20 protein-coding genes and 4 pseudogenes are annotated in these 24,859 nt (G+C 53.7%); 13 read left to right on the forward strand and 11 right to left on the reverse strand.

Translation table 11 applies throughout. The features are described 5' to 3' along the window. Positions 1-84: 84 nt before the first annotated feature. From RHM65_RS15925 to RHM65_RS15955, 7 genes and pseudogenes are all read left to right on the forward strand, one after another. The gene (locus RHM65_RS15925) at positions 85-1,494 is read left to right on the forward strand and encodes a circularly permuted type 2 ATP-grasp protein (RefSeq protein ID WP_322165012.1); all 1,410 of its coding nucleotides are present in this window, start codon (positions 85-87) and stop codon (positions 1,492-1,494) included. 12 nt (positions 1,495-1,506) lie between these two features. Then, positions 1,507-2,466, forward strand: coding sequence for an alpha-E domain-containing protein (locus RHM65_RS15930; protein WP_322165011.1), 960 nt, complete (start codon positions 1,507-1,509; stop codon positions 2,464-2,466). Beyond that, positions 2,463-3,268 (forward strand): annotated as a pseudogene (locus RHM65_RS15935) (transglutaminase family protein). Before RHM65_RS15930 ends, RHM65_RS15935 begins: the two are co-directional and overlap by 4 nt. Before the next feature lie 411 nt (positions 3,269-3,679). Next, on the forward strand, positions 3,680-4,054 hold the full coding sequence (locus tag RHM65_RS15940) for a hypothetical protein (RefSeq protein WP_322183786.1): 375 nt from the start codon (positions 3,680-3,682) through the stop codon (positions 4,052-4,054). A 12-nt stretch (positions 4,055-4,066) separates the two neighbouring features. Further along, a complete protein-coding gene (locus RHM65_RS15945) occupies positions 4,067-5,272 on the forward strand; it encodes an acetyl-CoA C-acetyltransferase (RefSeq protein WP_322183788.1) in 1,206 nt (401 codons plus the stop codon). A gap of 29 nt (positions 5,273-5,301) precedes the next feature. Further along, positions 5,302-7,458 (forward strand): 3-hydroxyacyl-CoA dehydrogenase NAD-binding domain-containing protein, encoded by a 2,157-nt coding sequence (locus RHM65_RS15950; RefSeq protein WP_322183790.1) that lies wholly within the window; start codon positions 5,302-5,304, stop codon positions 7,456-7,458. A gap of 97 nt (positions 7,459-7,555) precedes the next feature. Continuing rightward, entirely contained in the window at positions 7,556-8,284 is a 729-nt protein-coding gene (locus RHM65_RS15955; protein ID WP_322165007.1) for an amidotransferase, read from the forward strand. A 108-nt stretch (positions 8,285-8,392) separates the two neighbouring features. On the opposite strand, the gene RHM65_RS15960 is transcribed toward RHM65_RS15955, so the two are convergent. The 5 genes from RHM65_RS15960 to RHM65_RS15980 all read right to left on the reverse strand — a co-directional run bounded on the left by RHM65_RS15960 (position 8,393) and on the right by RHM65_RS15980 (position 12,738). Beyond that, positions 8,393-9,364, reverse strand: coding sequence for a magnesium and cobalt transport protein CorA (locus RHM65_RS15960; protein ID WP_322165006.1), 972 nt, complete (start codon positions 9,362-9,364; stop codon positions 8,393-8,395). Positions 9,365-9,504: 140 nt separating this feature from the next. After that, positions 9,505-10,200, reverse strand: coding sequence for a crotonase/enoyl-CoA hydratase family protein (locus RHM65_RS15965; protein WP_322165005.1), 696 nt, complete (start codon positions 10,198-10,200; stop codon positions 9,505-9,507). Positions 10,201-10,327: 127 nt separating this feature from the next. Next, positions 10,328-10,621, reverse strand: coding sequence for a DUF6388 family protein (locus tag RHM65_RS15970; RefSeq protein ID WP_322165004.1), 294 nt, complete (start codon positions 10,619-10,621; stop codon positions 10,328-10,330). A 552-nt stretch (positions 10,622-11,173) separates the two neighbouring features. Next, entirely contained in the window at positions 11,174-11,704 is a 531-nt protein-coding gene (locus RHM65_RS15975) for a M15 family metallopeptidase (protein WP_322165003.1), read from the reverse strand. A 137-nt stretch (positions 11,705-11,841) separates the two neighbouring features. Further along, positions 11,842-12,738 (reverse strand): LysR family transcriptional regulator, encoded by an 897-nt coding sequence (locus RHM65_RS15980; RefSeq protein WP_322165002.1) that lies wholly within the window; start codon positions 12,736-12,738, stop codon positions 11,842-11,844. A gap of 99 nt (positions 12,739-12,837) precedes the next feature. Here RHM65_RS15980 and RHM65_RS15985 point away from each other — a divergent pair, with 99 nt between their 5' ends. Next, on the forward strand, positions 12,838-13,698 hold the full coding sequence (locus RHM65_RS15985) for an aldo/keto reductase family oxidoreductase (RefSeq protein ID WP_322171016.1): 861 nt from the start codon (positions 12,838-12,840) through the stop codon (positions 13,696-13,698). A gap of 65 nt (positions 13,699-13,763) precedes the next feature. Here the strand turns inward: RHM65_RS15985 and RHM65_RS15990 are convergent, their stop codons facing one another. Next, positions 13,764-14,264 (reverse strand): GNAT family N-acetyltransferase, encoded by a 501-nt coding sequence (locus RHM65_RS15990; protein ID WP_322165001.1) that lies wholly within the window; start codon positions 14,262-14,264, stop codon positions 13,764-13,766. Between the two features lie 499 nt (positions 14,265-14,763). Further along, complete coding sequence (locus tag RHM65_RS15995; RefSeq protein ID WP_322165000.1) at positions 14,764-15,354, reverse strand: NAD(P)H-dependent oxidoreductase; 591 nt, start codon at positions 15,352-15,354, stop codon at positions 14,764-14,766. A 722-nt stretch (positions 15,355-16,076) separates the two neighbouring features. Between RHM65_RS15995 and RHM65_RS16000 the strand changes: the two are divergent. The 3 genes and pseudogenes from RHM65_RS16000 to RHM65_RS16010 all read left to right on the forward strand — a co-directional run. Continuing rightward, positions 16,077-16,292 (forward strand): annotated as a pseudogene (locus RHM65_RS16000) (VOC family protein); the annotation flags it as partial. A 553-nt stretch (positions 16,293-16,845) separates the two neighbouring features. Next, positions 16,846-18,102 (forward strand): tetratricopeptide repeat-containing protein, encoded by a 1,257-nt coding sequence (locus RHM65_RS16005; RefSeq protein WP_322164999.1) that lies wholly within the window; start codon positions 16,846-16,848, stop codon positions 18,100-18,102. Beyond that, the gene (locus tag RHM65_RS16010; protein ID WP_322164998.1) at positions 18,074-18,508 is read left to right on the forward strand and encodes a TIR domain-containing protein; all 435 of its coding nucleotides are present in this window, start codon (positions 18,074-18,076) and stop codon (positions 18,506-18,508) included. Before RHM65_RS16005 ends, RHM65_RS16010 begins: the two co-directional genes overlap by 29 nt. Before the next feature lie 172 nt (positions 18,509-18,680). On the opposite strand, the gene RHM65_RS16015 is transcribed toward RHM65_RS16010, so the two are convergent. Then, positions 18,681-19,511 (reverse strand): TIR domain-containing protein, encoded by an 831-nt coding sequence (locus RHM65_RS16015; protein ID WP_322164997.1) that lies wholly within the window; start codon positions 19,509-19,511, stop codon positions 18,681-18,683. A 347-nt stretch (positions 19,512-19,858) separates the two neighbouring features. Further along, complete coding sequence (locus tag RHM65_RS16020) at positions 19,859-20,302, reverse strand: PH domain-containing protein (protein WP_322183792.1); 444 nt, start codon at positions 20,300-20,302, stop codon at positions 19,859-19,861. A gap of 608 nt (positions 20,303-20,910) precedes the next feature. On the opposite strand from RHM65_RS16020, the pseudogene RHM65_RS16025 reads away from it, so the two are divergent. Next, positions 20,911-21,432 (forward strand): annotated as a pseudogene (locus tag RHM65_RS16025) (GNAT family N-acetyltransferase). A gap of 51 nt (positions 21,433-21,483) precedes the next feature. On the opposite strand, the gene RHM65_RS16030 reads toward RHM65_RS16025, so the two are convergent. Then, complete coding sequence (locus RHM65_RS16030) at positions 21,484-22,074, reverse strand: NAD-dependent epimerase/dehydratase family protein (RefSeq protein WP_322164996.1); 591 nt, start codon at positions 22,072-22,074, stop codon at positions 21,484-21,486. A 131-nt stretch (positions 22,075-22,205) separates the two neighbouring features. Here RHM65_RS16030 and RHM65_RS16035 point away from each other — a divergent pair. After that, positions 22,206-22,472 (forward strand): annotated as a pseudogene (locus RHM65_RS16035) (helix-turn-helix domain-containing protein); the annotation flags it as partial. 150 nt (positions 22,473-22,622) lie between these two features. Here the strand turns inward: RHM65_RS16035 and RHM65_RS16040 are convergent. After that, positions 22,623-24,797 carry a malate synthase G gene (locus RHM65_RS16040; RefSeq protein WP_322164994.1) on the reverse strand — a complete coding sequence of 725 codons (2,175 nt, stop codon included), beginning with the start codon at positions 24,795-24,797 and terminating at the stop codon, positions 22,623-22,625. Between the last annotated feature and the right edge of the window lie 62 nt (positions 24,798-24,859).

Raw genomic sequence — 24,859 nt, forward strand, 5'->3', positions numbered from 1 at the left:
CCAACTGCTTGATAAATAAGCGTTTATGCCGATGGCACGGGCCTTGCGAAGGCCTTTGGTGTCCGTGGTGACAAGGAGTACGGCATGATCCGCACCTTTTATGATGAGATGTACGATGCTGGTGGCCTGGTCCGCCCGCATTATCGGGAATTCGCCCGTTGGCTGGGTGAAACACCGCCCGAGTTATTGGCTCAGCGCAGGCGTGAAGCCGATCTGTTGTTTCATCGTGCGGGGATCACATTCACCCTGTATGGCGACGATCAAGGCACTGAGCGACTGATCCCGTTCGACACCATTCCACGCAGCATTCCTGCCAGTGAATGGCGCTTCGTCGAACGTGGCTGTATTCAGCGGGTCAAGGCGTTGAATATGTTCCTCGCCGACCTGTATCACGATCAGCGAATTATCAAGGCCGGGATCATTCCCGCCGAACAGGTGCTGGCCAACGAGCAATACCAGTTGGCGATGCAAGGCCTGAATTTGCACCGCGACATCTACTCGCACGTTTCTGGCGTCGACTTGGTGCGTGATGGCGACGGCACTTATTACGTGCTCGAAGACAATTTGCGGACGCCGAGCGGCGTGAGCTACATGCTCGAAGACCGCAAGATGATGATGCGTCTGTTCCCGGAACTGTTTGCGGCGCAGCGTATTGCGCCCATCGATCACTACCCGAACATGCTCCTCGATACGTTGAAAAGCTCCAGCCCCATTGATAACCCGAGCGTTGTGGTCCTGACGCCGGGCCGCTTCAACAGCGCCTTTTTCGAGCACGCCTTTTTGGCGCGGGAGATGGGTGTTGAGTTGGTGGAAGGTGCTGACTTGTTCGTGCGCGATGACCGTGTGTTCATGCGCACCACCGATGGCCCGAAAGCCGTCGACGTCATTTACCGCCGTCTGGACGATGCGTTTCTCGATCCGCTGGCGTTTAACCCTGATTCGATGCTCGGCGTGCCGGGTCTGTTGTCAGCCTATCGCTCCGGCAACGTGGTGCTGGCTAACGCCATCGGCACAGGAGTGGCGGACGATAAATCGATTTACCCGTACGTCACGGACATGATTCGTTTCTACTTGGACGAAGAGCCACTGCTGCAAAACGTTCCGACTTGGCAATGCCGCAAACCGGAAGAGTTATCCCACGTGCTGGCGCATTTGCCAGAACTCGTGGTCAAGGAAACCCAAGGATCGGGCGGTTACGGGATGCTGGTGGGTCCGGCGGCCACGGCCGCAGAGATCGAGTCGTTTCGAGCTCGGCTCAAGGCCAAACCGCACGCTTATATCGCACAACCCACCTTATGCTTGTCGACCTGTCCGACATTTGTCGAGAACGGCATCGCCCCGCGCCACATCGACTTGCGCCCGTTTGTTCTTTCCGGCCGTGAAACCCGGGTTGTTCCCGGTGGCCTTACCCGAGTGGCGCTGCGTGAAGGCTCCCTCGTCGTAAACTCGTCCCAGGGCGGTGGAACCAAGGACACTTGGGTGGTTGAGGATTAAGGAAGCCTGCCAATGCTAAGTAGAACTGCCTCGGATTTGTATTGGATGTCGCGTTACCTGGAACGAGCGGAAAACCTCGCCCGGATGCTCGACGTCAGTTATTCGCTGTCGCTCATGCCACAGGACGGGCAAGACGACGGTTTGCATGAAATTGCCATGCCGCTGCTGATCACCGGAACGCTGGACGACTACGTCGAACGCCACGGTGAACTGCACGCTGAACGCTTGTTGCACTTCTTCGCCCTTGACGCGAACAACCCGGCCAGCATCTACAGCTGCCTGGGTGCAGCGAGGGCCAGCGCCCATGCGGTACGTGGCCGAATTACGGCGGACATGTGGGAAAACATTAACGCCACGTGGCTGGAGATTCGCGGTATCGCTGATCAGGGCCTGAGCCGTTACGGCATCAGCCGTTTCTGCGAATGGGTCAAGGAGCGTTCGCACCTGTTTCGCGGCGCCACCCTCGGCACCATCATGCGCCATGATGCATTCCGCTTTATTCGGTTAGGGACGTTCATCGAGCGCGCGGACAATACCTTGCGTTTACTGGACGCCCGCTACGAGATGCTTGAGTTACGCGGCCACGATACCGAAGTGGTTGCAGACACCACGGCCCATGGTTATTACCAGTGGAGTGCGTTGTTGCGGGCACTGTCGTCGTTCGAAGCCTATACCGAGCTGTATCGGGACGCGCCGGGTGCGCGCCATGTCGCTGAGTTACTGCTGTTGCGTGCCGACATTCCACGTTCGTTGCGCGCCTGCATGGAAGAAATTGACGAAACGCTAGCCAGCTTGTCTGGGGCCAATGGTCGTCCGGCACAACGCTTGGCCGCGCAGTTGGACGCGCGTCTGCGTTACACCGGCATCGATGAAATTCTCGATGAGGGTTTGCATAAGTGGTTGAACGAATTCATTCCGTTGGTAGCCCAATTGGGTAACGCTATTCACACTTCGTACCTGGAGGCTGCATGAGACTCTCAATTAGCCACGAAACCACGTATCACTATGAAGACCAGGTCCGTGCCAGTATCCAATACCTGCGGCTGACGCCGCATGACAGTGAACGCCAGCATGTGCTCAGCTGGCAGTTGACGTTGCCGCGTCCAGTGCGCGCGCAAATTGATCCGTTCGGCAACATTCTCCACGTGCTAACGCTAGATGAGCCCCACGAAGCGATTATTATTGGCGCCCGTGGTCAGGTTGAAATCGACGAGAAAACTGAATCCGAGCACGAAAGCCAATCAGCGCTGCCGTTCTTGCGGTTCACCCGTCTGACCGAACCTGACGAAGCCATACGCGCGTTCGCTGCCCTTCAGTGTCAACAGCGCAAAGACCGCACCGCGCTGATTGATTTGATGCACGGCTTGAACCAGCACATGACCTATATACCCGGTTCGACTGAAGTCGACACCAGCGCTGCCGAGGCATTCGCGGGTAAAGCAGGCGTGTGTCAGGACCATACCCACGCGTTTCTGGCCTGCGCCCGAAGCCTGGGCGTTCCTGCGCGGTATGTGTCGGGCTACTTGTACAGCGAAGACAGCGAACACTTGGCCAGTCATGCCTGGGCAGAAGCCTGGATTGACGATGCTTGGTACAGCTTTGACGTCACCAACCAACTCTCGCGACCTGAGCGTCACTTGAAATTGGCCGTGGGCCTGGATTACCTGGACGCCTGTCCGGTACGTGGCATGCGTCGCGGGGGGGATGCGAACAAATGCATGCCAAGGTATCGGTCTCGCCGATCCGCGCTACGCAGACGCAAGAGCAAAGCTGATAAGCGGTGCGCTATGGCGCACCCTCTCCGCTAACATCACCCCCTTGCCTGTAGGAGAGAACTTGTTCGCGAAGCAGTACGCTTGATGCACACGGGCTATTTCTCGCCAACAAGTTGGCTCTTACAGAGATTGTGTTTGTTGCAGATGAGCGGGATCTCCTGCCGTCCCTGCATTCATCCAGCTTTACTTCTGATTTACCCAAATACCAGGTGCAGACCTGCCGAAACCGGACTCATCATGAATCCGCTTCAGAACAGCCAAACAATTAACCGAACAGACGGGTCATGTTTGGCAAGATCAATACCAGGGTAGTGACGACGACGATAAGTCCCGCCTGACGAATTTTCGAATATTTGAACATGGCTAATGCCTTTTGTTGTTATTCCTGAGCTACAAAAGCTCGCCGATTATTGAGCAGTTCATTAATCGGGCAGCTGGCAAAGGGGGTGCTGCTGATCAGGTGTCCCGGAAAACCCGGCTACTCAAACGCCTATTTTCTTTTTTTAGCGTTTGCCTGTCATAAAGATAACTTTAGAGCCCGCGTGTCACTTGGCTTAGATCCATTTGGTTCGAAGTTTATTTTTTTCATCAAGAAAAGAAATGAAGCTCATTGCCACCTTCCTTTTCCGCCCTTGCTAGACACGTTTAACATCTTCCCAGCCTATTTGATAGTGACCTACCGTTCGTCCGAGTGGGGTCAGTCAAGTGTAATGAGCGCTTCGGTCATTGATTCAATGAAGACCCCGTTTATGGTGTCGGTACAGAAATCCATTTTCTTACCGTGATCCGAGGCTGTCATGACAGAAGCGTTGATTTTCGATGCGGTGCGCACGCCCCGTGGCAAAGGCAAGCCGGACGGTGCGCTGTACAGCGTCAAACCGGTGAATTTGATGGCCGGCCTGCTTACCGCCCTGCAACAGCGCAACCAGCTCGATACGCGGCATGTGGACGACATTGTTCTGGGTTGCGTCACCCCCGTCGGTGATCAGGGCGCAGACATTGCTAGAACCGCCGCGCTGGTAGCGGACTGGGACGTTAGCGTCGCCGGCGTGCAGATCAACCGCTTTTGTGCGTCGGGGCTGGAGGCAGTGAACCTCGGCGCCATGAAAATCCGCTCGGGTTTCGAAGACCTGGTTGTTGTCGGCGGCGTCGAATCCATGTCACGCGTACCCATGGGCAGTGACGGTGGTGCCTGGGTGCTGGACCCGCAAACCAATCTGCAGTGCCACTTCACGCCGCAAGGCATCGGTGCCGATCTGATCGCGACCCTGGAGGGCTTCAGTCGTCACGATGTCGATGCCTACGCGCTGCATTCGCAGCAAAAAGCGTTGCGAGCACGGGGCGATGGGTCGTTCAGTAAGTCCTTGATTCCGGTATGGGATCAGAACGGCATCGTGCTGCTCGACCACGATGAGTTCATTCGCGGTGATTCCACGCTGGAAGGCTTGGGCAAACTCAAACCCAGTTTTGAGACGATCGGCCAGATGGGGTTCGACGCCACCGCGTTACGGGTCTATAGCCAGGTTGAGCGGATTCATCACGTCCACACACCTGGCAACAGCTCGGGCATCGTCGACGGTGCTGCGGCCATGCTGATTGGCTCCGAGGCCAAGGGCCTGGCGCTGGGATTGCGTCCGCGAGGGCGAATCGTCGCAACGGCGGTCACCGGCACCGATCCGACCATCATGCTCACCGGCCCGGCGCCCGCCACCCGCAAGGCACTGAGTCGTGCCGGACTCAGGGTTGAAGACATCGACCTGTTCGAAGTCAACGAAGCGTTCGCCTCGGTAGTGCTCAAGTTCATCAAGGACATGGGCATCGATGCCGGCAAGGTCAACGTCAACGGCGGGTCCATCGCCATGGGTCATCCACTGGGGGCCACCGGTTGCGCGATTCTAGGTGCGTTGCTCGACGAGTTGGAGGTGCGTCAATTGCGCTATGGCCTCGCGACCTTGTGCGTCGGCGGCGGTATGGGCATTGCCACCATCATCGAACGTTACTAAGCCCGTTCACAGCTCATCAGGATTTCTTCATGACCATCACCGCCGACGCTGCCATCCACTATGAAAAGGGCCAGGACCAGATTGTGGTTCTGACTATCGATATGCCCGGCCAGACGGCCAATACCCTGAATGCGCTGTACCGCGACGCCATGGCCGATACGGTGTCCCGGCTGATGGCAGAAAAAGACGCCATCGTTGGGGTGATCATCACGTCGGGGAAAAAGACGTTTTTCGCCGGAGGCGATCTCAACGAGCTGATTCAAGTCGATAAGCCGCGAGCCCAGTGGTTTTACCAGATGGTGTTGGGCCTCAAGGCTCAGTTGCGTTTACTTGAAACCTTGGGCAAGCCGGTGGTGGCCGCGATCAACGGCGCTGCGCTTGGGGGTGGCTGGGAAATTTGCCTGGCGTGCCATCATCGCATCGCGCTGGACGATCCCCGCGTACAGATCGGATTGCCAGAAGTGACCCTTGGCCTGTTGCCGGGCGGTGGAGGCGTGGTGCGGATGGTGCGCATGCTCGGGCTCGAGAAAGCCTTGCCGTTTCTCCTGGAAGGTAAAAAGGTCAACCCGCAGCAAGCGCTAGACGCCGGCTTGATTGATCAACTCGCCACGGACCGTGACGACATGCTCGCCAAGGCCCGGGCCTGGATCATGGCCAATCCGGCGGCCAAGCAGCGCTGGGACATGGCCGGATACCAGATTCCGGGTGGCTTACCCTCACACCCAAAAGTTGCGCAGATGCTCGCCATTGCGCCGTCGATTTTACGCGCTCGAACCCAAGGCTGTTTTCCTGCACCGGAGAAAATCCTGTGCGCGGCGGTGGAGGGCGCCCAGGTCGATTTCGCCACCGCGCAGATTATTGAAACTCGTTACTTCACCGAACTGACCACTGGCCAAGTGGCGAAAAACATGATCGGGGCCTTCTGGTTCCAACTCAATGAAATCAACGCCGGTGGTTCGCGTCCCAAAGGGATTCCCGTTCAAGTGACGAAAAAACTCGGCGTGCTGGGCGCTGGGATGATGGGTGCCGGTATTGCGTACGCGAGTGCCTCAGCCGGGATTGAGGTGGTGCTCAAAGACATCAGCCAAGCCGCCGCTGAAAAGGGCAAGCATCACGCGGTCAAACTGCTGGAGAAACAGGTCTCTAGCGGCCGGATGGATGAACAACAGCGGGACGCAATTCTCGCGCGGATCACTCCCACCGAGCAGGACAGTGATCTGCATGGCTGCGACCTGATCATTGAAGCGGTGTTTGAAGACCGTGAGCTCAAACGCACCGTCACTGCGGCTGCCGAACGGCTGGCTTTGCCGGATGCGGTCATCGCTTCCAACACCTCGACCCTGCCGATTAGCGGCCTGGCGACCGCGATTGCGCAACAAAATCGGTTCATTGGCCTGCATTTTTTCAGCCCGGTGGACAAAATGCAGTTGGTTGAAATCATCAAAGGCGCCCACACCAGTGACGCTACGCTGGCCCGTGGTTTCGACTTCGTACTGCACATCAAGAAAATCCCGATTGTGGTCAACGACAGCCGCGGCTTCTTCACCTCGCGGGTGTTCGCGACATTTACCAGCGAAGGCATCGCCATGCTCGGTGAAGGCCTGTCGGCGGCGATGATTGAAACCCAAGCGCGCAAGGCGGGCATGCCCGTGGGACCGCTGGCGGTCTCGGATGAGGTGTCGTTGAGCTTGATGAGCCATATTCGCCAGCAGGCGCGCAAGGATTTGCAGGCCGAGGGCAAACCGATACCCGAGCACCCTTCGTTTGCAGTCGTCGATCTTTTTGTGAATGAATACAAACGCGCCGGTAAGGCCGCCGGGGCGGGCTTTTACGACTATCCGGCAGGTGCGCCCAAGCACCTGTGGCCGGAGCTGAAAAGCCGTTTTGAAAACCCCGACCGGCAAATCGCCGCGCAAGACATACGTGATCGGTTGCTGTTTATTCAAGCCATGGAAACCGTGCGCTGTGTGGAGGAGGGCGTGCTGATGTCCACGGCTGACGCCAATATCGGTTCGATCTTTGGTATTGGCTTCGCGGGCTGGACCGGTGGCGCGTTGCAGTTCATCAATCAATACGGCCTCAACGACTTCATCGCCCGCGCGCAGTATTTGGCCGAGCAATACGGCGAGCGTTTTGAACCGCCGGCCTTGTTGCTGGAAAAGGCGAGCAAGGGTCTGACGTTTTAGCACGAGACAAATCGACAGCATTCGGGTCTTGCCTTGGGGTGGTTATCCGAGGCAGGCTCTGTGGTGCGCTATTGCCTTTACCGTTTGGGAATTTTTTATGTCGTTACGCATCTGCATTTTGGAAACCGATGTCCTGCGGCCAGAACTGGTCGATCAATTTCAGGGTTATGGGCAGATGTTTGAGCGGTTGTTTTCACGGCAACCGATTGCTGCGCAATTCAGCATCTACAACGTCATGCACGGTGTTTATCCGGCGGACGACGAGCAGTTCGATGCGTACCTGGTGACCGGCAGCAAGGCTGATTCATTTGGCAGCGAGCCGTGGATTCAAACGCTAAAAACCTATCTGCTGCAACGCTTCGAGCGCGGCGACAAATTGCTCGGCATCTGCTTCGGCCATCAGTTATTGGCGCTGCTGCTGGGCGGTAAAACTGAACGTGCGACGCAGGGCTGGGGCGTTGGCACCCATCGCTACACGCTGGCGCCCGCTGCACCCTGGATGACACCGGCCATTGATAACCTGACGTTATTGATCAGCCATCAAGATCAAGTGACGGCACTCCCGGACAACGCCACCGTTATCGCGTCCAGTGAGTTTTGTCCGTTTGCCGCGTACCACATCAACCATCAGGTGTTGTGCTTCCAAGGACATCCTGAATTTATCCATGACTACTCCCGCGCTTTGCTGGACATTCGCCAACAAGCGCTTGGCGACGATATTTACAGCAATGCCATCGCCAGCCTGGAACACGAGCATCAAGGCACAACCGTAGCGGAATGGATGATGCGGTTTGTGGCGCACAAGGTTGAGGTTGAAGAGGTCTGAGGCAAAGACCTCTGTAGGAGCCAACGTGGTGGCGAGAGGTCCGACGCCGTGGATACAGGTTCAGCGCCTCGCCAACACGTTGGCTCTACAAGGTGTATGTCACCCGAATTACAACCAACCCGACCGTTTGAAGCTGGCATACAAACCGACGCATCCCGCGACGATAAACCCAAGCACGGCGAAGTAGCCGTAGTGCCAGCTCAGTTCCGGCATGTTCTGGAAGTTCATCCCGTAGATCCCGGCAATCGCCGTTGGGAACGCCAATATGGCGGCCCAGGCGGCGAACTTGCGTTGCACGATGCTTTGTCGGGAGGATTCCAGCAGCAGACCAATTTCGATGGTTTGGCTGGCGATGTCCCGCAGGTTGGCCAAGTCTTCCATCTGCCGCGTGACGTGAATTTCCACATCGCGAAAGTACGGGCGCATGTTTTTGTCGATGAACGGAAAGGCCAGTTTCTGCAGCTCTTCGCCGATTTCCACCATCGGCGCGACGTAGCGCCGTAGCCGCAGGACATCGCGACGCAGGCTGTGAATGCTCAGGATATCGGCCTCCATCAGTACCCCGCCCAACACACCACCCTCAAGCTCGTCGAGTTCGGCATGGATGGCCTCGGTCACTGGTTGATAGCACTCGGTGACGAAATCCAGCAGCGCGTACAACACGAAGTCTTCGCCATGTTCCAGGAGCAACGGCCGTGCTTCACAGCGCTGACGCACCAATCCGTAGGATTTAGAATGGCCGTTGCGCGAGGTGATGACATAGCCTTTGCCAGCGAAAATATGCGTCTCGATAAACTCGAGTTTGCCGTTCTCGCGAATCGGCGAATACGTCACGATAAACAGCGCATCGCCGAAGGTTTCCAACTTGGGCCGGCTGTGCTTTTCCAAGGCGTCTTCGATGGCCAGTTCATGCAAATGAAACTGGCGTTGCAGGATGGCCAGTTCATCCGCGTTAGGCTGCTCTAACCCAATCCAAACGAAATGTCCGGGCTTGGCCGCCCATTCGGCGCCCTCATCAATGGAGATATTGGCAACTTTCTTTCCGGCGCTGTAAACCGCAGCAGCAACGACTCGACCCATGGTGGTATCGCTTCTTCTTTAAGGTGGCAGTTCACGAAGCGCGCAGCTTAACGTGGTCTTCCTGATCAGAGTCGGCAAAGTTTTGCGAGTTCACAGGCAATAAAAAGCCCGGCAGACGCCAGGCATTTTCAATCAGGACGTTATCCGACCACTGAGTGTTGCTGATCCAGCATGATCGACTCGTCAAGGGCGTCCAGCAGGGCTTTGCGTACCTTCAATTTGGTGTTTTTGTGAGCAACCATATTGATCTTCTTCAACTGCGCTGCAGCGGCGCGTGCAGCACTTTGCAAGTCTTCGGCGCTGACCACTTTGTCGAGGAAACCCGCATCCACGGCGCCTTTTGGGTCGAACATCTCGCCATTGATCACCGAGCGATGCAGCGCGGATTTACTCAGACGGTCACGCGCCAACTCAATCCCGGCGTGGTGCATGGTCATGCCAATCTGAACTTCATTCAAACCAATGCTGAACGGCCCATCGACGCCGATGCGGTAGTCCACTGACAACAACAGGAACGCGCCTTTAGCGACGGCGTGGCCGGGGCAAGCAATAACCACCGGGAACGGGTGCGCCAATAGGCGGCGGGCCAAGGTCGAACCGGCCGTGACCAAATTGATCGCGTTTACCGGGCCCGTCATCATGACCTTGAGGTCATAACCCCCAGAAAAAATGCCCGGTTGACCGGTAATGATCACCACCGCGCGGTCTTGCTCGGCTTGGTCCAGCGCCGAGTTGAAGGCCGTGATCACCTCCGGGGAAATTGCATTGACCTTGCCATTACTCAAGGTCAGGGTGGCGATGCCGTCTTCCAGGCTGTACGAAATCAACTCACTCATGACGCGAATCCTTGTGTTGAAGACGGCAGACGTTACCCACCCGAAGCGCCAAGGTAAAGCGCTATGACTGACTGGTGAGTCAGGGTTTGAACCGATGTCGTTGAATCTAAACGACAGCGTTAATGACTCATTCCTGAATGTCATTCAACTCGCAGTATTCGGCCCAGTCCATACCCAAGGTTTCGGCCACTTGGTGATGCGCTTCGAGGCGCATGGTTTTCAATTGCTCAGGGTTTTCCGCGACCAGTTGCAACGCCAACTCCCAGGGTTCGATGCCTTGATCTTCGGCTTCATCTTCGAACGCCCATTGCGTCTGCTGCTTTTGCTCCTCCGGGCTGAGGTCTTTTATCTCATCCAGCAGGCCAGGGTTGGTGGTGATGTATTTCGCCAGTGCGGCTTCATTCAAGTCTAATGCGTCCATCTTATTTTCCTTTATGCACATTAACGTCGAGCCAAACGGCAACCGGGGCGTAGGTTACACCTCAAAGGGGGCGGCTGAAACGTGGATGGAGACGAGGGGTGTGTGCAGGCGTTGCTATCGAAAGTATTAATCCTGTTTGGGTATTTGAACGGGATAGACATCGCCATAAACTGAATCAGTGAGTGGAGGACCTGTGATGACAAATCAAGAATATGTCGCACTGTTTTCTGGCTTGGCAGTCATTTGGCTCACAATGGCGTGGGTAGTAACCGATAGGGTTTCCGCCGTTTAAGCCGATGCAGGGGTTTACCCTGGAAAGTTGAAAACCCTGGTCTCTTCTTTGAAGGTCCAGGGTTTTTGCTATGGGACATGACCGACATCATTGGATCAGATCAGCTTGCACGCGATGGAGCGCGAAGCGGTCCCGCAGATGAGCTCCACGCGGGCGGCGTTTCTGTAGATACCAACGTGTTGGCGAAGGTCCTTCGGGCTTATCGCAGCCTTCGGCAGCTCCTACAAAAACGTGTGCATTACCCAAATGTGGGACCGAATTCATTCGAAGTCAGATCTAACTCGCCAATGCCACGGCTCATAGGCGTAGCCGGTGGGATTGTTGAGCGGGTAAGACATCTGGAAACCGAATGATTCCGCGTTTTCTGCCAGCCACTCAAACGCCAATGTATCTTCAAACTCGCGTTCGAGGGCAGCGCAGCCTGGCGTGCCTATATCGACGGCACATCCCGTGTGGTGTTCGCTGAAGAATGGAGGCGCCGAGACCCTAAGAATGTTTTCAATACTCAAGCCCGAGTCCAGTTTTCTTTTGATGATTGCCGCTTGCCGCTCAACACTTCTGAAAGCCGAAACAATGTAAATCTCCACCCCTTGCTCACTGGCGGAAACTTTCAACTGTCGCCACGCCTGGGCAGCAACAGATGTCAGCCAGTGCTCTCTTCCGTTTGCGTCAACCTCAGCAAGCTCCAAGCCGTTCGCCTCAACGAACTCTTGCAGATTGCGATCCATTACGGAGCTTAACGGAATGCCTAGTTCATCTAGCATGCGCAGGGCTGTGGGCGTGTAGCTCATCTTGCGAACCAAGGGACAGGATTGGTGGAATAGCCTACCAGAGCGCGGTGCTCAGATTAGTAACGATCCCTGTGGGACCGAATTTATTCGGGAAGCGTTGCGTTTGCCACCATCGATCAACTACCCATCAACCCCTCTCAACCCGCCTTAATAAAGTCCACGAATGCCCTCAGAGGCGAGGGGACATAGCGGCGCCCTGGGTAATACAAAAACGGTCCAGTAAACTTCTGCCACCAAGGTTCAAGTACCGGTTCTAGTGCGCCGCTGTCCAAGTAAGGACGCAACCAGTCCTCGAACAAGTAAACAATACCCAAGCCATCTATCGCCGCTTGTACTGCCAAGTCCACGGCGCCTCCGACCCTGACGATCAACGGACCCGTCGGGTCGACGCGCAGGGTTTCGCCATCACGTTCGTATTCCCAAGGTGGCATCGAGCCGCTAGGAAATTTGCCGCGCAGGCAGGCATGTTCGAGCAGGTCTCTCGGGTGTTCGGGCCGACCTCTGGCGTTCAAATAGGCCGGCGATGCGGCGGTGGCAAAGCGTTGAAACCGAGGGCCGATGGGCACGGCGATCATGTCCTGTTCAAGTCGCTCATCATAGCGAATGCCGGCGTCACAACCCGCCGCCAGCATATCGACGAAGCTCTCTTCGACGATCACTTCCAGGCGGATGTCGGGGTAGGCGTTCAGGAACGGCGTGATGATCGCGGGAAGTACCAACCGTGCGGCGCTGACCGGCACGTTCAATTTGAGCGTGCCCGAAGGCCGGTCGCGAAAGTCGTTGACCACATCCAACGCCGACTCGACTTCGCCCAGTGCGGGTACGATGCGCTCCATCAACCGGGCGCCGGCCTCGGTTGGCGCCACGCTGCGGGTGGTGCGATTGAGCAAACGCACGCCCAACCGGGTTTCTATGCGTCGGACCGCGTCGCTGAGGCTTGAGGCCGATTTCCCGCTTGCACGGGCGCCCTCGCGAAATCCGCCTGCGTTGACCACGGCCACAAAGGCCAGCAAGTCCTGAATATCTGTCGCCATTGTTCGCTGCTCCGTACAACCCGTGCCGATTGCACCTGATTATCAATGGAGTGGTCAATGACTATAGTGGGTCTACACCCATCGACAGAGGCACACCAGATGAGCGACGCCAGCAAAGCAGGAACCTTTTTACTGGGCGGTCGGACAGTTAACCGAATGGGCTACGGCGCCATGCAGTTAGCGGGTCCCGGGGTATTTGGTCCACCCAAAGACCCGAAAGCGGCAATCGCAGTACTGCGCGAAGCGCTAGCGGCCGGGGTGAACCACTTTGATACGGCCGATTTTTACGGTCCGCATGTCACCAACCAGCTCATCCGCGAAGCCTTGCACCCCTACGCTGAAGATCTGGTAATCGTGACCAAAGTCGGCGCCCAGCGCGGAGCTGACGCTTCATGGACCCCGGCCCAAACTCCAGCCGAACTAACCCGTGCCGTGCATGACAACCTGCACAACCTGGGTCTAGACGTACTGGAAGTGGTGAACTTTCGGGCCTGGGGAAACATGCATTCACCCAACGAAGACTCCATTGAAGAACAATTCACCGCCCTCGCTGAACTGCAACGCCAAGGCCTCATTCGCCATTTGGGGCTGAGCAACGTCACGGCAACACAGGTTAAGCAAGCGCAGGCAATCGCCGACATCGTTTGCGTCCAGAACCACTACAACCTGTCCCACCGGGCTGACGAACAACTGATTGCCGAGTTGGGTGCCCAGGGCATTGCCTATGTGCCGTTCTTCCCCATGGGCGGGTTTACGCCGCTGCAGTCGGACGTTCTTTCGAGCGTCGCGGTGAAGTTGGATGCTTCGCCGCTGCGTGTCGCGCTGGCTTGGTTGCTGCAACGGGCGCCAAATATTTTATTGATTCCGGGGACTTCGTCCGTGGCGCACTTGCGGGAGAATTTGTCGGCGAGTGAGCTGGTGATTGGGGTTGAGTTGTTGGGTGAGTTAGAAGGGGTTTAGGGGGAAAGGTACTTGGGAGTTAACGCGGCCCAACTAAAAGGCAAACCCTGGACAATCATTCACGTCTAAATCGAAAGGCTAAACCGACAATCGTGCTCTGTGCCTTCTAACCGAGAGGTATGTCCAATCAAGAAGCCACAACGCTTGAGCACTTTTGCCGAGCCGATATTTCCGGCATATACGTTGGCAACCAGTTGTTTAAGGTTCCAATGTAACTGCGCCTCTTGAACCAGATGCCTCACCGCCATTGTTGCCAGCCCCTGTCCGCAAGCGGTTTGAGCAATCCGATAACCGACTTCTGCCGACCGCTCGGCCATGTCGATGTCTTTCAGATTCGCTCGCCCCACTATGTTTCCGCCAAAATCTTCGATGACAAAGGGGTGCCAGGTTCCGGCGGCAAAACTGGATAAGTAATCCGCAATATGGTCAGTGACGCCCTGCACCGAGTAAAAAGCAGAACCGCGCGCGTCAATGTAGCGCTCGAACCATTCGCGATTGTCCACTTCAAAAGTCAGCAACGCCTCAGCGTCATTACTTTGCAGCATACGAATTCTGATGGGGCTCATAAGATCGATTCCTCTTTCTGGTACATGCTGCGTTCACCTGCTGGCGCTACTGGAAACCTGATGTCGAAAATCACGCTCAAAATAGATTAACGTCTTCATAATCACCCCAATCAAAACGTCTTCTCTAAAAACTGATCCACAGCACAATCGTTGGGCTTTGGTGGCAGCTTGGCCAGATGAAGTCGGGCACCGGTATCTGGTCAAAGATACCAATCTGGCAAGTGCCGGGATACTGAGCGTCGTCGGTGATACCGCCCCTGATTACATAGCGGGCACCAGGGGTGAACTCACTGACGAAATCGATCTTGCAAAAGCGGTCCCTATTAACCCTGCCCAACACCATTAACGGGATTGGTTTGCCCGCTTCATGACGCGAAAGCCGTCGGGTTTCGATATCTTGTTACTGACCGATAACAGTTCCCGACCTTGAGCCGACACCGACAACCTGCCGAACTTGCAGCAGGAGCGAGCCTAGGTACAGCTGTTTCATGTCGTGCATTCAATAAGGCACCCCATCCGCTCGTTGACGTCTCAAAGCCTGCGCATACCACTCAAACTCATCCAGGAATCTGTTCATCTGTTTGGTGGTGTGCTCTTCCTTGGGCTGTCCATCATTGGCCAAGGCATCGCCGATATACGGAATGGAAAACAGGCTGGGAATGCTCGGCATGCCCAATTCTCCCAGAATCATGCGCAGTTGCATGGCGGCCCGCACGCCGCCAAACCCTCCGGCGGAATAACAGGTGATCGCGGAAGGGCGCCACATGTATTCCTCAAGAAAGTGGTCGAGCAGATTTTTCAACGCTGGCGGAACCCCGTGATTGTATTCCGCGCTCACCAGCAGGAAGCCATCGGCGCGGCGGTAAAGCGTGGCGAGTTGCTCTAGTTCAGCCGGTGCCGAGCCTTTTGGGTATTCCTTATACATGCGGTCCAACAGAGGCAAGCGAGTCACCATGGGATCGACGAGGACCGCCTCGTGTCCCCGCTTTTCAAGCGCAGTCAAAAGTAAGCGAGCGGCTTTGATGCCTTGACGGTCGGAACGCACGGAGCCCAGCAATACAGCGATGGTCAGGCGCGAGGTGTCGGTCATGGTGTGGGCTCCTGGATAAGTGAATCGTGCTACGCAATCGATCCACTATAGGCCCTATGGTGCAGCGTGGTATTGAGGGGGGCCGTAGCGCCTGCTCGCCAACAAGTTAACTCTCATCAAACACGGCATAACCCATTGAACTACGAATATTAATTGTAGGAGCTGGCTTGCTCGTGATAGAGCGCGAAGCGGTCATAATGGGTTGTCTCGGTCTCAATTGAAAGAACTGAGTCGCTGATTTTACGACTGCTGCGCAGCCGATCGCGAGCAAGCCCGCTCCTACAGTTGCCCGGTGTTTGCTGCGCGACAGCGCGGCGTCTGGACGACGGGCTCCCTATTATCAAACTACTTTTTAATTTTTTATAAACAAAGGTTGGCGCTGGGTTTCATACGTATATTAGGCCTCAGTGTTGCTGAAAAAAATGGTTCGCTTTTACAGCGAGGCACCTTTTTAACATCGGAGCGCCGAACCGCAAAAAAGACAACCCAAAACGCTTGCCCCGTCATGCGGGCCCTCGCTTAGGTCACTCCGGCGTTGCTCTGGGGGGCGCCATGAGCGGCCACTTCTGGCCGCGCACGGCATCCTTGCATCCTTGCATCGTTAACCCTGCGCAACGTTGCGTTCGGTCGCATGGTTTCACGAGGCCTCTTTCCGAAATTTGATATTCAATTCACAGGCGATCTATTGGCGGGCGATCATCTGTAAGAGCCAGGCCGCCCGCGACCTCGACGGCGTCGGCGCCAATGGCCGGATTTTTTTGTTGCGTTAGGGTGTCGTGGAAGGGCGGGCGGTTCATGAGAGTTGTCGCGAGCAGCAAGGCTGAGGTCGATAGAGCGAATGCCGCAGCGATGAAAAGTGGGGCTACCGACGATGGAACTCCTGGGGCGCGTCTGCAGTATGATCCTAACTATTCGCCGCCAATGTCCTTGATCCCTAAGGTTACATCCCTGAGATTGCCTACAAGAATTGGCGGCGCGGAGTGAATAATGTATGGCTTGAAGTGATTTTACAGCCGGTACTCCTAAAGTACCCTGTGTTTGGTGAACGACAGCGCAGCGTCGGATGGGAAGGTATCTCTTAAAGAAGTCTCGATGTTTGGCAATCTTATGAAATAGTGTCCACGCATAACTCGGTGAAACGCCCAGTAAGCTTTCACCTGATATCTAAAGGAAATGTCCATAAACCAAGCAGCAATTGTCAGTACTGACGTAGAAAATGTGTGCTTTCATGTAGTTGCTCACGATAGCAAAGATTCTTAACCACTATCTACAAACTATCGCAACGCGGTGCTGGCTTTTTGATATTCTCAGGCCTATGCTGCCTCCACAGACTTAGCAGTAAGCTGTAGAGTTCGAAATTAATGCATTTTGTCGGATTTATTATGCTGATGGTTCGGATCACTGACTTTGTCGAAGATGTTAAGTACTGCCTATCTTGTGCTATATCAATGCATTCTTTTGGCGTAATTGCTAATGCGTAAAGAGTTTAATATGGATATTTTATCTGATACACCACAGAAAAAAATCTGCTTTGTGGTTATGGGTTTCGGTAAAAAGACAGATCACAAAACGGGTAGATTGTTAAATCTAGATGCAACCTATCATGAGATAATAAAACCAGCCGTTGAAGAACTAGGCATAAAATGTATTAGAGCTGATGAAATTAATCACTCAGGTGTTATAGATAAAGAAATGTACGGCCTTTTGCTTTCTGCCGATGTCGTCATAGCAGATATTTCAACGAGCAATTCAAACGCGATATACGAATTGGGTGTTCGACATGCGTTAAAGAAAAACACTACAATAATAATGTCTGAAAAGTCTGGAATTCTGCATTTTGATTTGAATCACATAGCTACTATTCAATACGAGCATTTAGGTGAGGATATAGGATGCTCGGAAGCTAGAAAGGTTAAGCTTCGATTAGTAGAGTTATTAAAAACTACATTGACTTCTAATGAGGTGGATAGTCCTGTCTATACTTACATTCCCAATCTTCGCGTGCCTCAACTAACTAGTGAAGAGGTAGTACGATTAGTTGAATACTCCATCGAAGCAGAAAAAGATTGGCGTCGCATTTTTGGGAGTGCGGAGGCCGCCCTCACAAATGGCGAGTTTAATGAAGCCAAGAACCTATATCAGGCAGCGCTTTCGCTAAGGCCAAAAGATGAATACCTGATACAACGGTTGACGCTTTGTACTTATAAAGCGGAGATGCCTAGTGTGACAATGGCATGTATGAATGCCATGATCATATTGTCTGATTTAAACCCGGATGAAAGTAATGATCCCGAAACCACGGGGCTTGCTGGAGCAATTCATAAAAATATTTGGCGAGAAACCAACAAGGTGGAGTTTTTGGATGGAGCAATAGCGTTCTATAATCGGGGTTTTACGATTAAGAAAGATTATTATAATGGAGAGAATCTCGCAATTTGTTATTTGGAGAAAGCTAGCTTCTTGAAATTGAAAGATCTGTCAGACAAAGATTACTATGTTTATGAGTATTCTGCAAAAAAGACTTTTGAGGCTGTCTTCGAAATCGTTCGTAGGATAATTGAGTCAGAAAATTTTATTGAGAGAAATGATAAAAAATGGGTCTATGCGAGCGCAGCAAAATCCTCAGAATTTTTGGGGTATACGGAACAGCATATTTTATATACTGAGAAATTTAAGTCATTGTCTGATAACGCTTGGGACTTAGAAACATTTAATAAAAATGCTATCGTTAGTAAGGTCATTGAATAAAGTGAGTAAAAATTATAGTGTTTTTATTAGTCATCGATGGGATTATGGCAATCAATTAATTTCTTTAAAAAATCTCCTGAATAAGGAGGAGGGCTTGATTGCATCCTATGAAGAGGTGACGGTAGAACAGCCTATAAACTCAGAAAATTCCAGCTATATAAAAGGGGTTTTAAAAGGGAAAATACTCAACTCGGACGTTTTTATTGTAGTTGCGGGTATGTATACAGCTTACAGCGATTGGATGGAGTGGGAAATAAATACGGCTGTGAAAAATAATATTCCTGTTCTAGGTATCAAACCAAGATCTGCAAAGCGAATACCGTCGTTAGTTTCAAATAACGCTACAGAAATCGTAGGTTGGTATACGCCGTCTATAGTGTTTGCTATCAGAAAGTTAGCAAAGTAAATGTACTTTTAAGGCTGGTATACTATGCGGATCTTTAGCTATCTGGGACTTTACTTAGTTTGGCTTGGCAGTTGAGCATGACGCTTGTGCAAGTATGTATTTTTGAATACTATTCATACACGACTGTATTTGCGTCTAACGCCAATACAGTCATGGTGATTGTTGGCTCATTTTAGAACGGTATATCTTCATCTATGTGGGCATTTGCAGAGCTATCAATGACCTCGTAAGTAAGCTCTTCAAGTTCATCAAGTAATGTAGTCATGGAGGTCGATGTGCCCCGATACCTTTTAGCAATAAATTTTATCGGACTTGACATGTCTTTCATTATGTCCAGTGATTCCTGGTAGCCCCCGATAGTATTTGCGTCGTTATAATGTAACTTTATAAACGTTTCAAGAATACTTTCTATCACTTTAGGTGGGAATGGTTGACCCGTTTGTCTTGATGCAGCGCGCGATAAAAGTAGTATTTCATCTAACACTTCTCTATCAGCTCTCACTGGTCCATCAATTATTGTAATAGAGGAAAGAATTTCACTGATTTTTTCTTCAAGGTCCGGCCACCATTTGTCAAATACAACGTCAAGCGTTTTCGTCGGGAGTTTTTGATCGCCCAGTCTGCTATTAATAACGGTTATTAGTTTGTGGAAATCTAACCTAGTAAATTCTGTCGTCTGAAATTGCTTCAATGGACCTGCGAGGTCAGTATTGTTTATGCCGAATAAGATAGGGCATACAAAAGACTTATCTAAACTTTTGGATAACGCTCCTGCTTCAAAAAGCAACCAATCACTGTGGATGTTATCCCTCGTTACGCATAAAATTCCTAGCTCGGCGCTTGAAAGTTCTTTGGCGATGTCGCTTGCCCAGCGGCCACCTTTTTCAATATCCGAAGGCGTAAAATATGGCGTCACCAACTGTAGTACTCCAGGAAGCCAGTCTCGGATAGATTCTCCTAGGCGCTTGCTAACGGGGCCGGACCAACTGATAAATACCTTCATGAATTATTCCGCGGTGAAATTTCTAGTCGATGGTAGATGGTCGGCTTAATTTTTAGAAAGTTTGACTCTTTAGTAGTTGGGGAAAATAAGCCGCTATTCTGTTGTTGCCCGTCAAGACGTATACGGCGATCACCAGTTTATTCTAATATCTAAGTGTTACCTAAATGCAGCGTTTGCTTTATAGTCTTTAGTTTCTGAGTTATAGCTGAATTGACCTTGAGAACTTCTGCTAGAGACTTATAGTAGTGTGGTTTCGGATCCTTGTATTGATACAGTTAATGCCTTGATTTTGGTTAGCAAGGCATTCATTTGTTGTTTCGGGATTCGAGCGGATGTCTGCCGTTACTCTATTTCACTTTGTCTTGATACTCCATAAATGCTCGGCGAAACATCATGGGATTCGAAATTCCTGGAATAGGTGCCTGAGGGTTTCCGGCGCCAGATATTATGAGTGTTCCAAAATCAAACAGTCTGCCTAGTATTCCTTGGTTCACCTGAAGGCTTTCCACTTTAGATATAGTCAGTTCTATTGATTTTCTGCGTATGAAACCGAATTTGGCAATTACTCTTTTGTTGGTAAAAGCTAGCTCCGTCGATAGGTACCGAACTATTGCGACAATCCAAAGTAAAACCCCCACAAATGCAAATGGAAGTAGAATCAGACCCATAATGAATAGTGGCGACAGAGACCATAAGCTAATTTTCCCTGTGTAAATCACCAATTCATCTTTTATCAACGTGTTTTTAATGTAGCTTGACATAAAATCCCTTTCTCGCTGGTTGTGCTGCATGATTACAGTGGTCGATAAATATGCGGTCTAGTGTAAGGCAGAATTCTGCAAAATGATCCTCTGCGCAAAGCTGAGGTGCATTAGTTATGAAGGCAGAAGCTAAAGTCACGTTTATTTGCTAGTGGCGCAAAGCTACTATACTTTATGAGTTTTGGCTACTGGCCGATTGGGTGGATTAAGTTCAGCGATTGCCGTGTGTTCCAAACTCTTCGCCCGTTCCAACATTCCCTACCGCATCGGGCACCAACCTCAGCCCATGTAGGAGAGCGTCGTCATACATCGTGCGAAAGAGATCCAACCAGCAGCGGTCTTTGCCGGGCATAGTTTGGGCTAGCACCTCTTGGGACTACCGCTGATCGAAAGATCAGGAACACGCTTGCCCGCATGATCGTGAAGTGGGCCCAATGGCTGCTTCGGGTCCCACGGAAATATTGGGTTGCTGTTATTACGACTGCGGTGCAGGACCAGACGCGAGCAAGTTCGCACAATTGCATTGTGTTATCGGCCCAACAGCTTATCGTCGGAGAAGGGGCGGAATGTCCTACAGGAAGGGGGTGAGGTGTAAATTGTTGCCTAGTTAAACTAGGCTCACGCCCTGCTATATCAACATGTATGTAGCCGGTTTTTTGAACGCACACATTCCATCCGCCATCGAGATTCATCGCTTCGAACAGCCCGATCAACAGGCCGTGATTGACGTCATTCTGACCATTCAACGCGAAAAGTTTGGCATTCCGATCACGGTCGATGATCAGCCAGACTTGAAAGCCATTCCCGAGTTTTACCAATCTGGAACGGATGATTTTTGGGTCGCAAAAGCAAACGGCATTGTCGTCGGCACAATAGGGTTGAAGGACATCGGTTCTGGCCAGACGGCGTTGCGCAAGATGTTTGTCGCGACACCGTTTCGCTGGCGTGAGTACGGTGTCGCTGCGTTGTTGTTACAGCGGCTTTTGGCCGATTCCTATGACAACGGTGTGCGAAATATTTTCCTCGGTACAACGGCGAAATTTCTCGCGGCGCATCGTTTTTATGAGTAGCACGGTTTCAGCGAAATCAGCAAAGAGGACTTGCCCGCGAGCGTTCCGCTGATGGTTGTTGATACGCGCTTTTACAGCCTGAAACGCTAGCCAGTCGCCCCACCCATTACGAAAAATAACCAGGCTGGTCAATATCAGCGATCAGTCCGTGATGTGTTGGCTTCCACTCCAGCAGTGTTTGGGTGTGTTGGCTTGAGGTCGGGCTGTCCATGCCTGCGCACACCTTGAACCAACCAAAATGCTCGGCGGCTTCATCGGGAGGTTGCTGACGACGGGCTGTTTCAGACGTCGACCAATCACCTCGGCGATGTCTTTGAATGGCACGCCTTCTTCGCCGATAGCGCGGTAGCGGGCTCCGGCGGCACCGTGTTCGATGGCTAGCCGGTAGAGGTTCGCCGCGTCGAGGCGATGCACGGCGGGCCAGCGGTTGAGCCCGTCGCCGATGTAGCACGCAGCAACGGTTTTCCGGGCAAGCGCAATCAACAGCGGGATAAACCCGTGATCGCCTTCGCCGTGCGCCGTATGGATCACCGCCTCGCAGGCCGCCGCACCGTCGCGAAGGCGTTGCACATCCTCCAGCGAGCCATGCTGGATGTCAGTACCCATCGCGTTGAGTGCGGCGGCGCCCGCCTCTGATCGCGTCAGCCCCATTACGCGGTGACCCGCTTTAAGAAGCTGTTGCACCACCGCAGATCCGACAAAACCCGTTGCTCCAGTCACAAGGATACGCATCGCTAATCCCCTTGGTTAATGATGACCGATGCTCAAGTCTAGGCGCGGGATTGCGAACGAACTATGCGGTATCGTTCGTTTTATCTTTGTGATCGTTCGGAATTAATCATGGACCCGCTCTCAGACGTACTCTAGCCAGTATGTCGCGCACCAGCTTCACCCTGAAATTCAAGGAGAAGGTCGCGGTCTTTGCCATTGAATACCTGACGCGTTGGCGCATGACGGTGGCGGGGGACAGGTTGGTCAATTCCAGCACCTCGGTGTCCGCCATCGCGCGCTCGCTGGGGTATGAATCACAAAGCGCTTTCAGTGCGGCGTTCAAGCGGGTGAAGGGCTGTTCGCCACGTCAGTATGGGCCGGATGGGCAATCTGTTGGCGGTGCAGCGTTGGTGAATTAATACCGCCCCACGCCGGCCAGGCCTCCGCCAACACGTTGGCTACACGGATATTAAAAGGCGGCGCGAGGTATGAACTATCGCGGCGCGCCCTTCCCGAATAATCCGATCCCCCAATTAATCCACGATCCCTGCCGAGACAACGCCAGCCCGTTACAGTTGTTTGAACGCCAACCGGAACTCATGCAGCAACGGTTCGGTGTAGCCGCTCGGTTGTTCGCGGCCTTTGAACACCAGGGCGCACGCTGCCTGGAACGCTACTGAACCGTCGAAATCCGCCGCCATGGGTGTGTACAACGAATCCCCGGCGTTTTGCTGATCGACCACTGCCGCCATGCGCTTGAGGGTGTCCAGGGCTTGCGCTTCGCTGATCACGCCGTGGCGTATCCAGTTGGCCATGTGTTGGCTAGAGATTCGCAGCGTCGCTCGGTCTTCCATCAGGCCGACGTTATGGATGTCCGGCACCTTGGAGCAACCCACGCCTTGTTCTACCCAGCGCACCACATAACCCAGCAGGCCTTGGGCGTTGTTTTCAACTTCTTCACGAATCTGCTCAGGCGTCCATTTGGCGTCTGGCGATACCGGGATCGTCAGCAGGTCGTTGAGGATTTGCTCGCTCTCACCGGCCAGATCGACTTTTTCCAGTTCTTCCTGAATCGCCCGTACGTCAACCTTGTGGTAATGCAGCGCGTGCAACGTAGCGGCAGTAGGTGAGGGCACCCACGCGGTGTTGGCACCGGCTTTCGGGTGGCCGATTTTCTGTACAAGCATGTCAGCCATCAGGTCCGGCATTGCCCACATGCCTTTGCCGATCTGTGCCCGGCCGCGTAAACCGCACGCCAGACCAACCAGCACGTTGCTGCGCTCGTAGGCCTTGATCCACGGGGTGTTTTTCATTTCGCCTTTGCGCAGCATCGCGCCGGCTTCCATGGAGCTGTGCATCTCGTCGCCAGTGCGGTCAAGGAAGCCGGTGTTGATGAACGCAACCCGCGCCGACGCTTGCGCGATACTGGCTTTCAGGTTAACGCTGGTACGCCGTTCTTCGTCCATGATCCCCATTTTCAGGGTGTTGCGCGGCAGCTTGAGCAGGTCTTCGACACGGCTGAATATCTGCGCGGCGAATGCGATTTCGGCCGGGCCGTGCATTTTCGGTTTGACGATATAGACGCTGCCAGTGCGCGAGTTGCCGCGACGGGACAGGTCATGCAAGGCGATGAGGCTGGTGATCACGCCATCGAGAATACCTTCGGGAATCTGATGACCTTCGCCGTCGACAATCGCCGGGTTGGTCATCAAGTGGCCCACGTTACGGATCAACAGTAACGAACGGCCGTGAAGCTTCAGTGGGCTGCCGTCTGCGGCGATGTATTGGCGGTCAGCATTCAGGCGGCGAGTGATGGTTTTGCCACCTTTGACCAGGTCTTCAGTCAGGTCTCCCTTCATCAGGCCGAGCCAGTTGCGATACACCGAGACCTTATCGTCGGCATCAACGGCTGCCACCGAATCCTCGCAGTCGATGATGGTCGACACGGCGGCTTCCAGCAGTAAATCCTTCACGCCTGCTGCATCTGTCTTGCCAATGGCGCTGGTGGCGTCGAATTGAATTTCGACGTGCAGGCCGTGGTTTTTCAGGAGGATGGCGACAGGTTGAAACGCCTCACCTTGATAGCCGATGTATTTTTCCGGCTGCTTGAGGTGGGTTTGGCTGCCATCGGCCAGGGTAATCAGAAGCTTTCCAGAATCTATAGCGTAGCGCTGGGCGTCCAAGTGGGAGCCGCTGGCCAAGGGAGCTGCTTCGTCTAGAAAAGCGCGAGCGAAGGCCACGACCTTGGCTCCGCGTGCCGGGTTGTAACCGCTGCCTTTTTCCGCACCGTCGGTTTCAGCGATGGCGTCGGTGCCGTACAGCGCGTCATACAGCGAGCCCCAACGGGCGTTGGCCGCATTCAGCGCGTAGCGGGCGTTGACCGCAGGCACGACCAATTGCGGGCCGGCCTGGCTGCTGATTTCGATATCAACGTTGGAAGTGCTGGCCTGCACCTGTGCCGGTTGCGGCTGCAAATAGCCAATGGACGTCAGAAAAGCGCGATAGGCTGGCATGTCGCTGATCGGACCAGGGTGAGCCCGATGCCATGTGTCCAATTCGGTCTGCAAGCGATCACGCTCGGCCAGCAGCGCACGGTTCAGCGGCGCCAGTTCGTGCACCAACGCATCGAACCCGGTCCAGAAGGCGTCACGGTCCAGGCCTGTACCCGGCAGCACTTCGTCATCGACAAAGCGTTGCAGGTTGGCCGCCACTTTCAGGCGTTGGCAGTTCACAAAATCGGTCATGTCGGGCTCTCTTATTCAATTCGTAAAATAACCCCTGTAGTCGCTGCCACATGCTGCGTTCG

This window comes from Pseudomonas sp. CCI4.2 (assembly GCF_034350045.1).
GTDB lineage: Bacteria > Pseudomonadota > Gammaproteobacteria > Pseudomonadales > Pseudomonadaceae > Aquipseudomonas.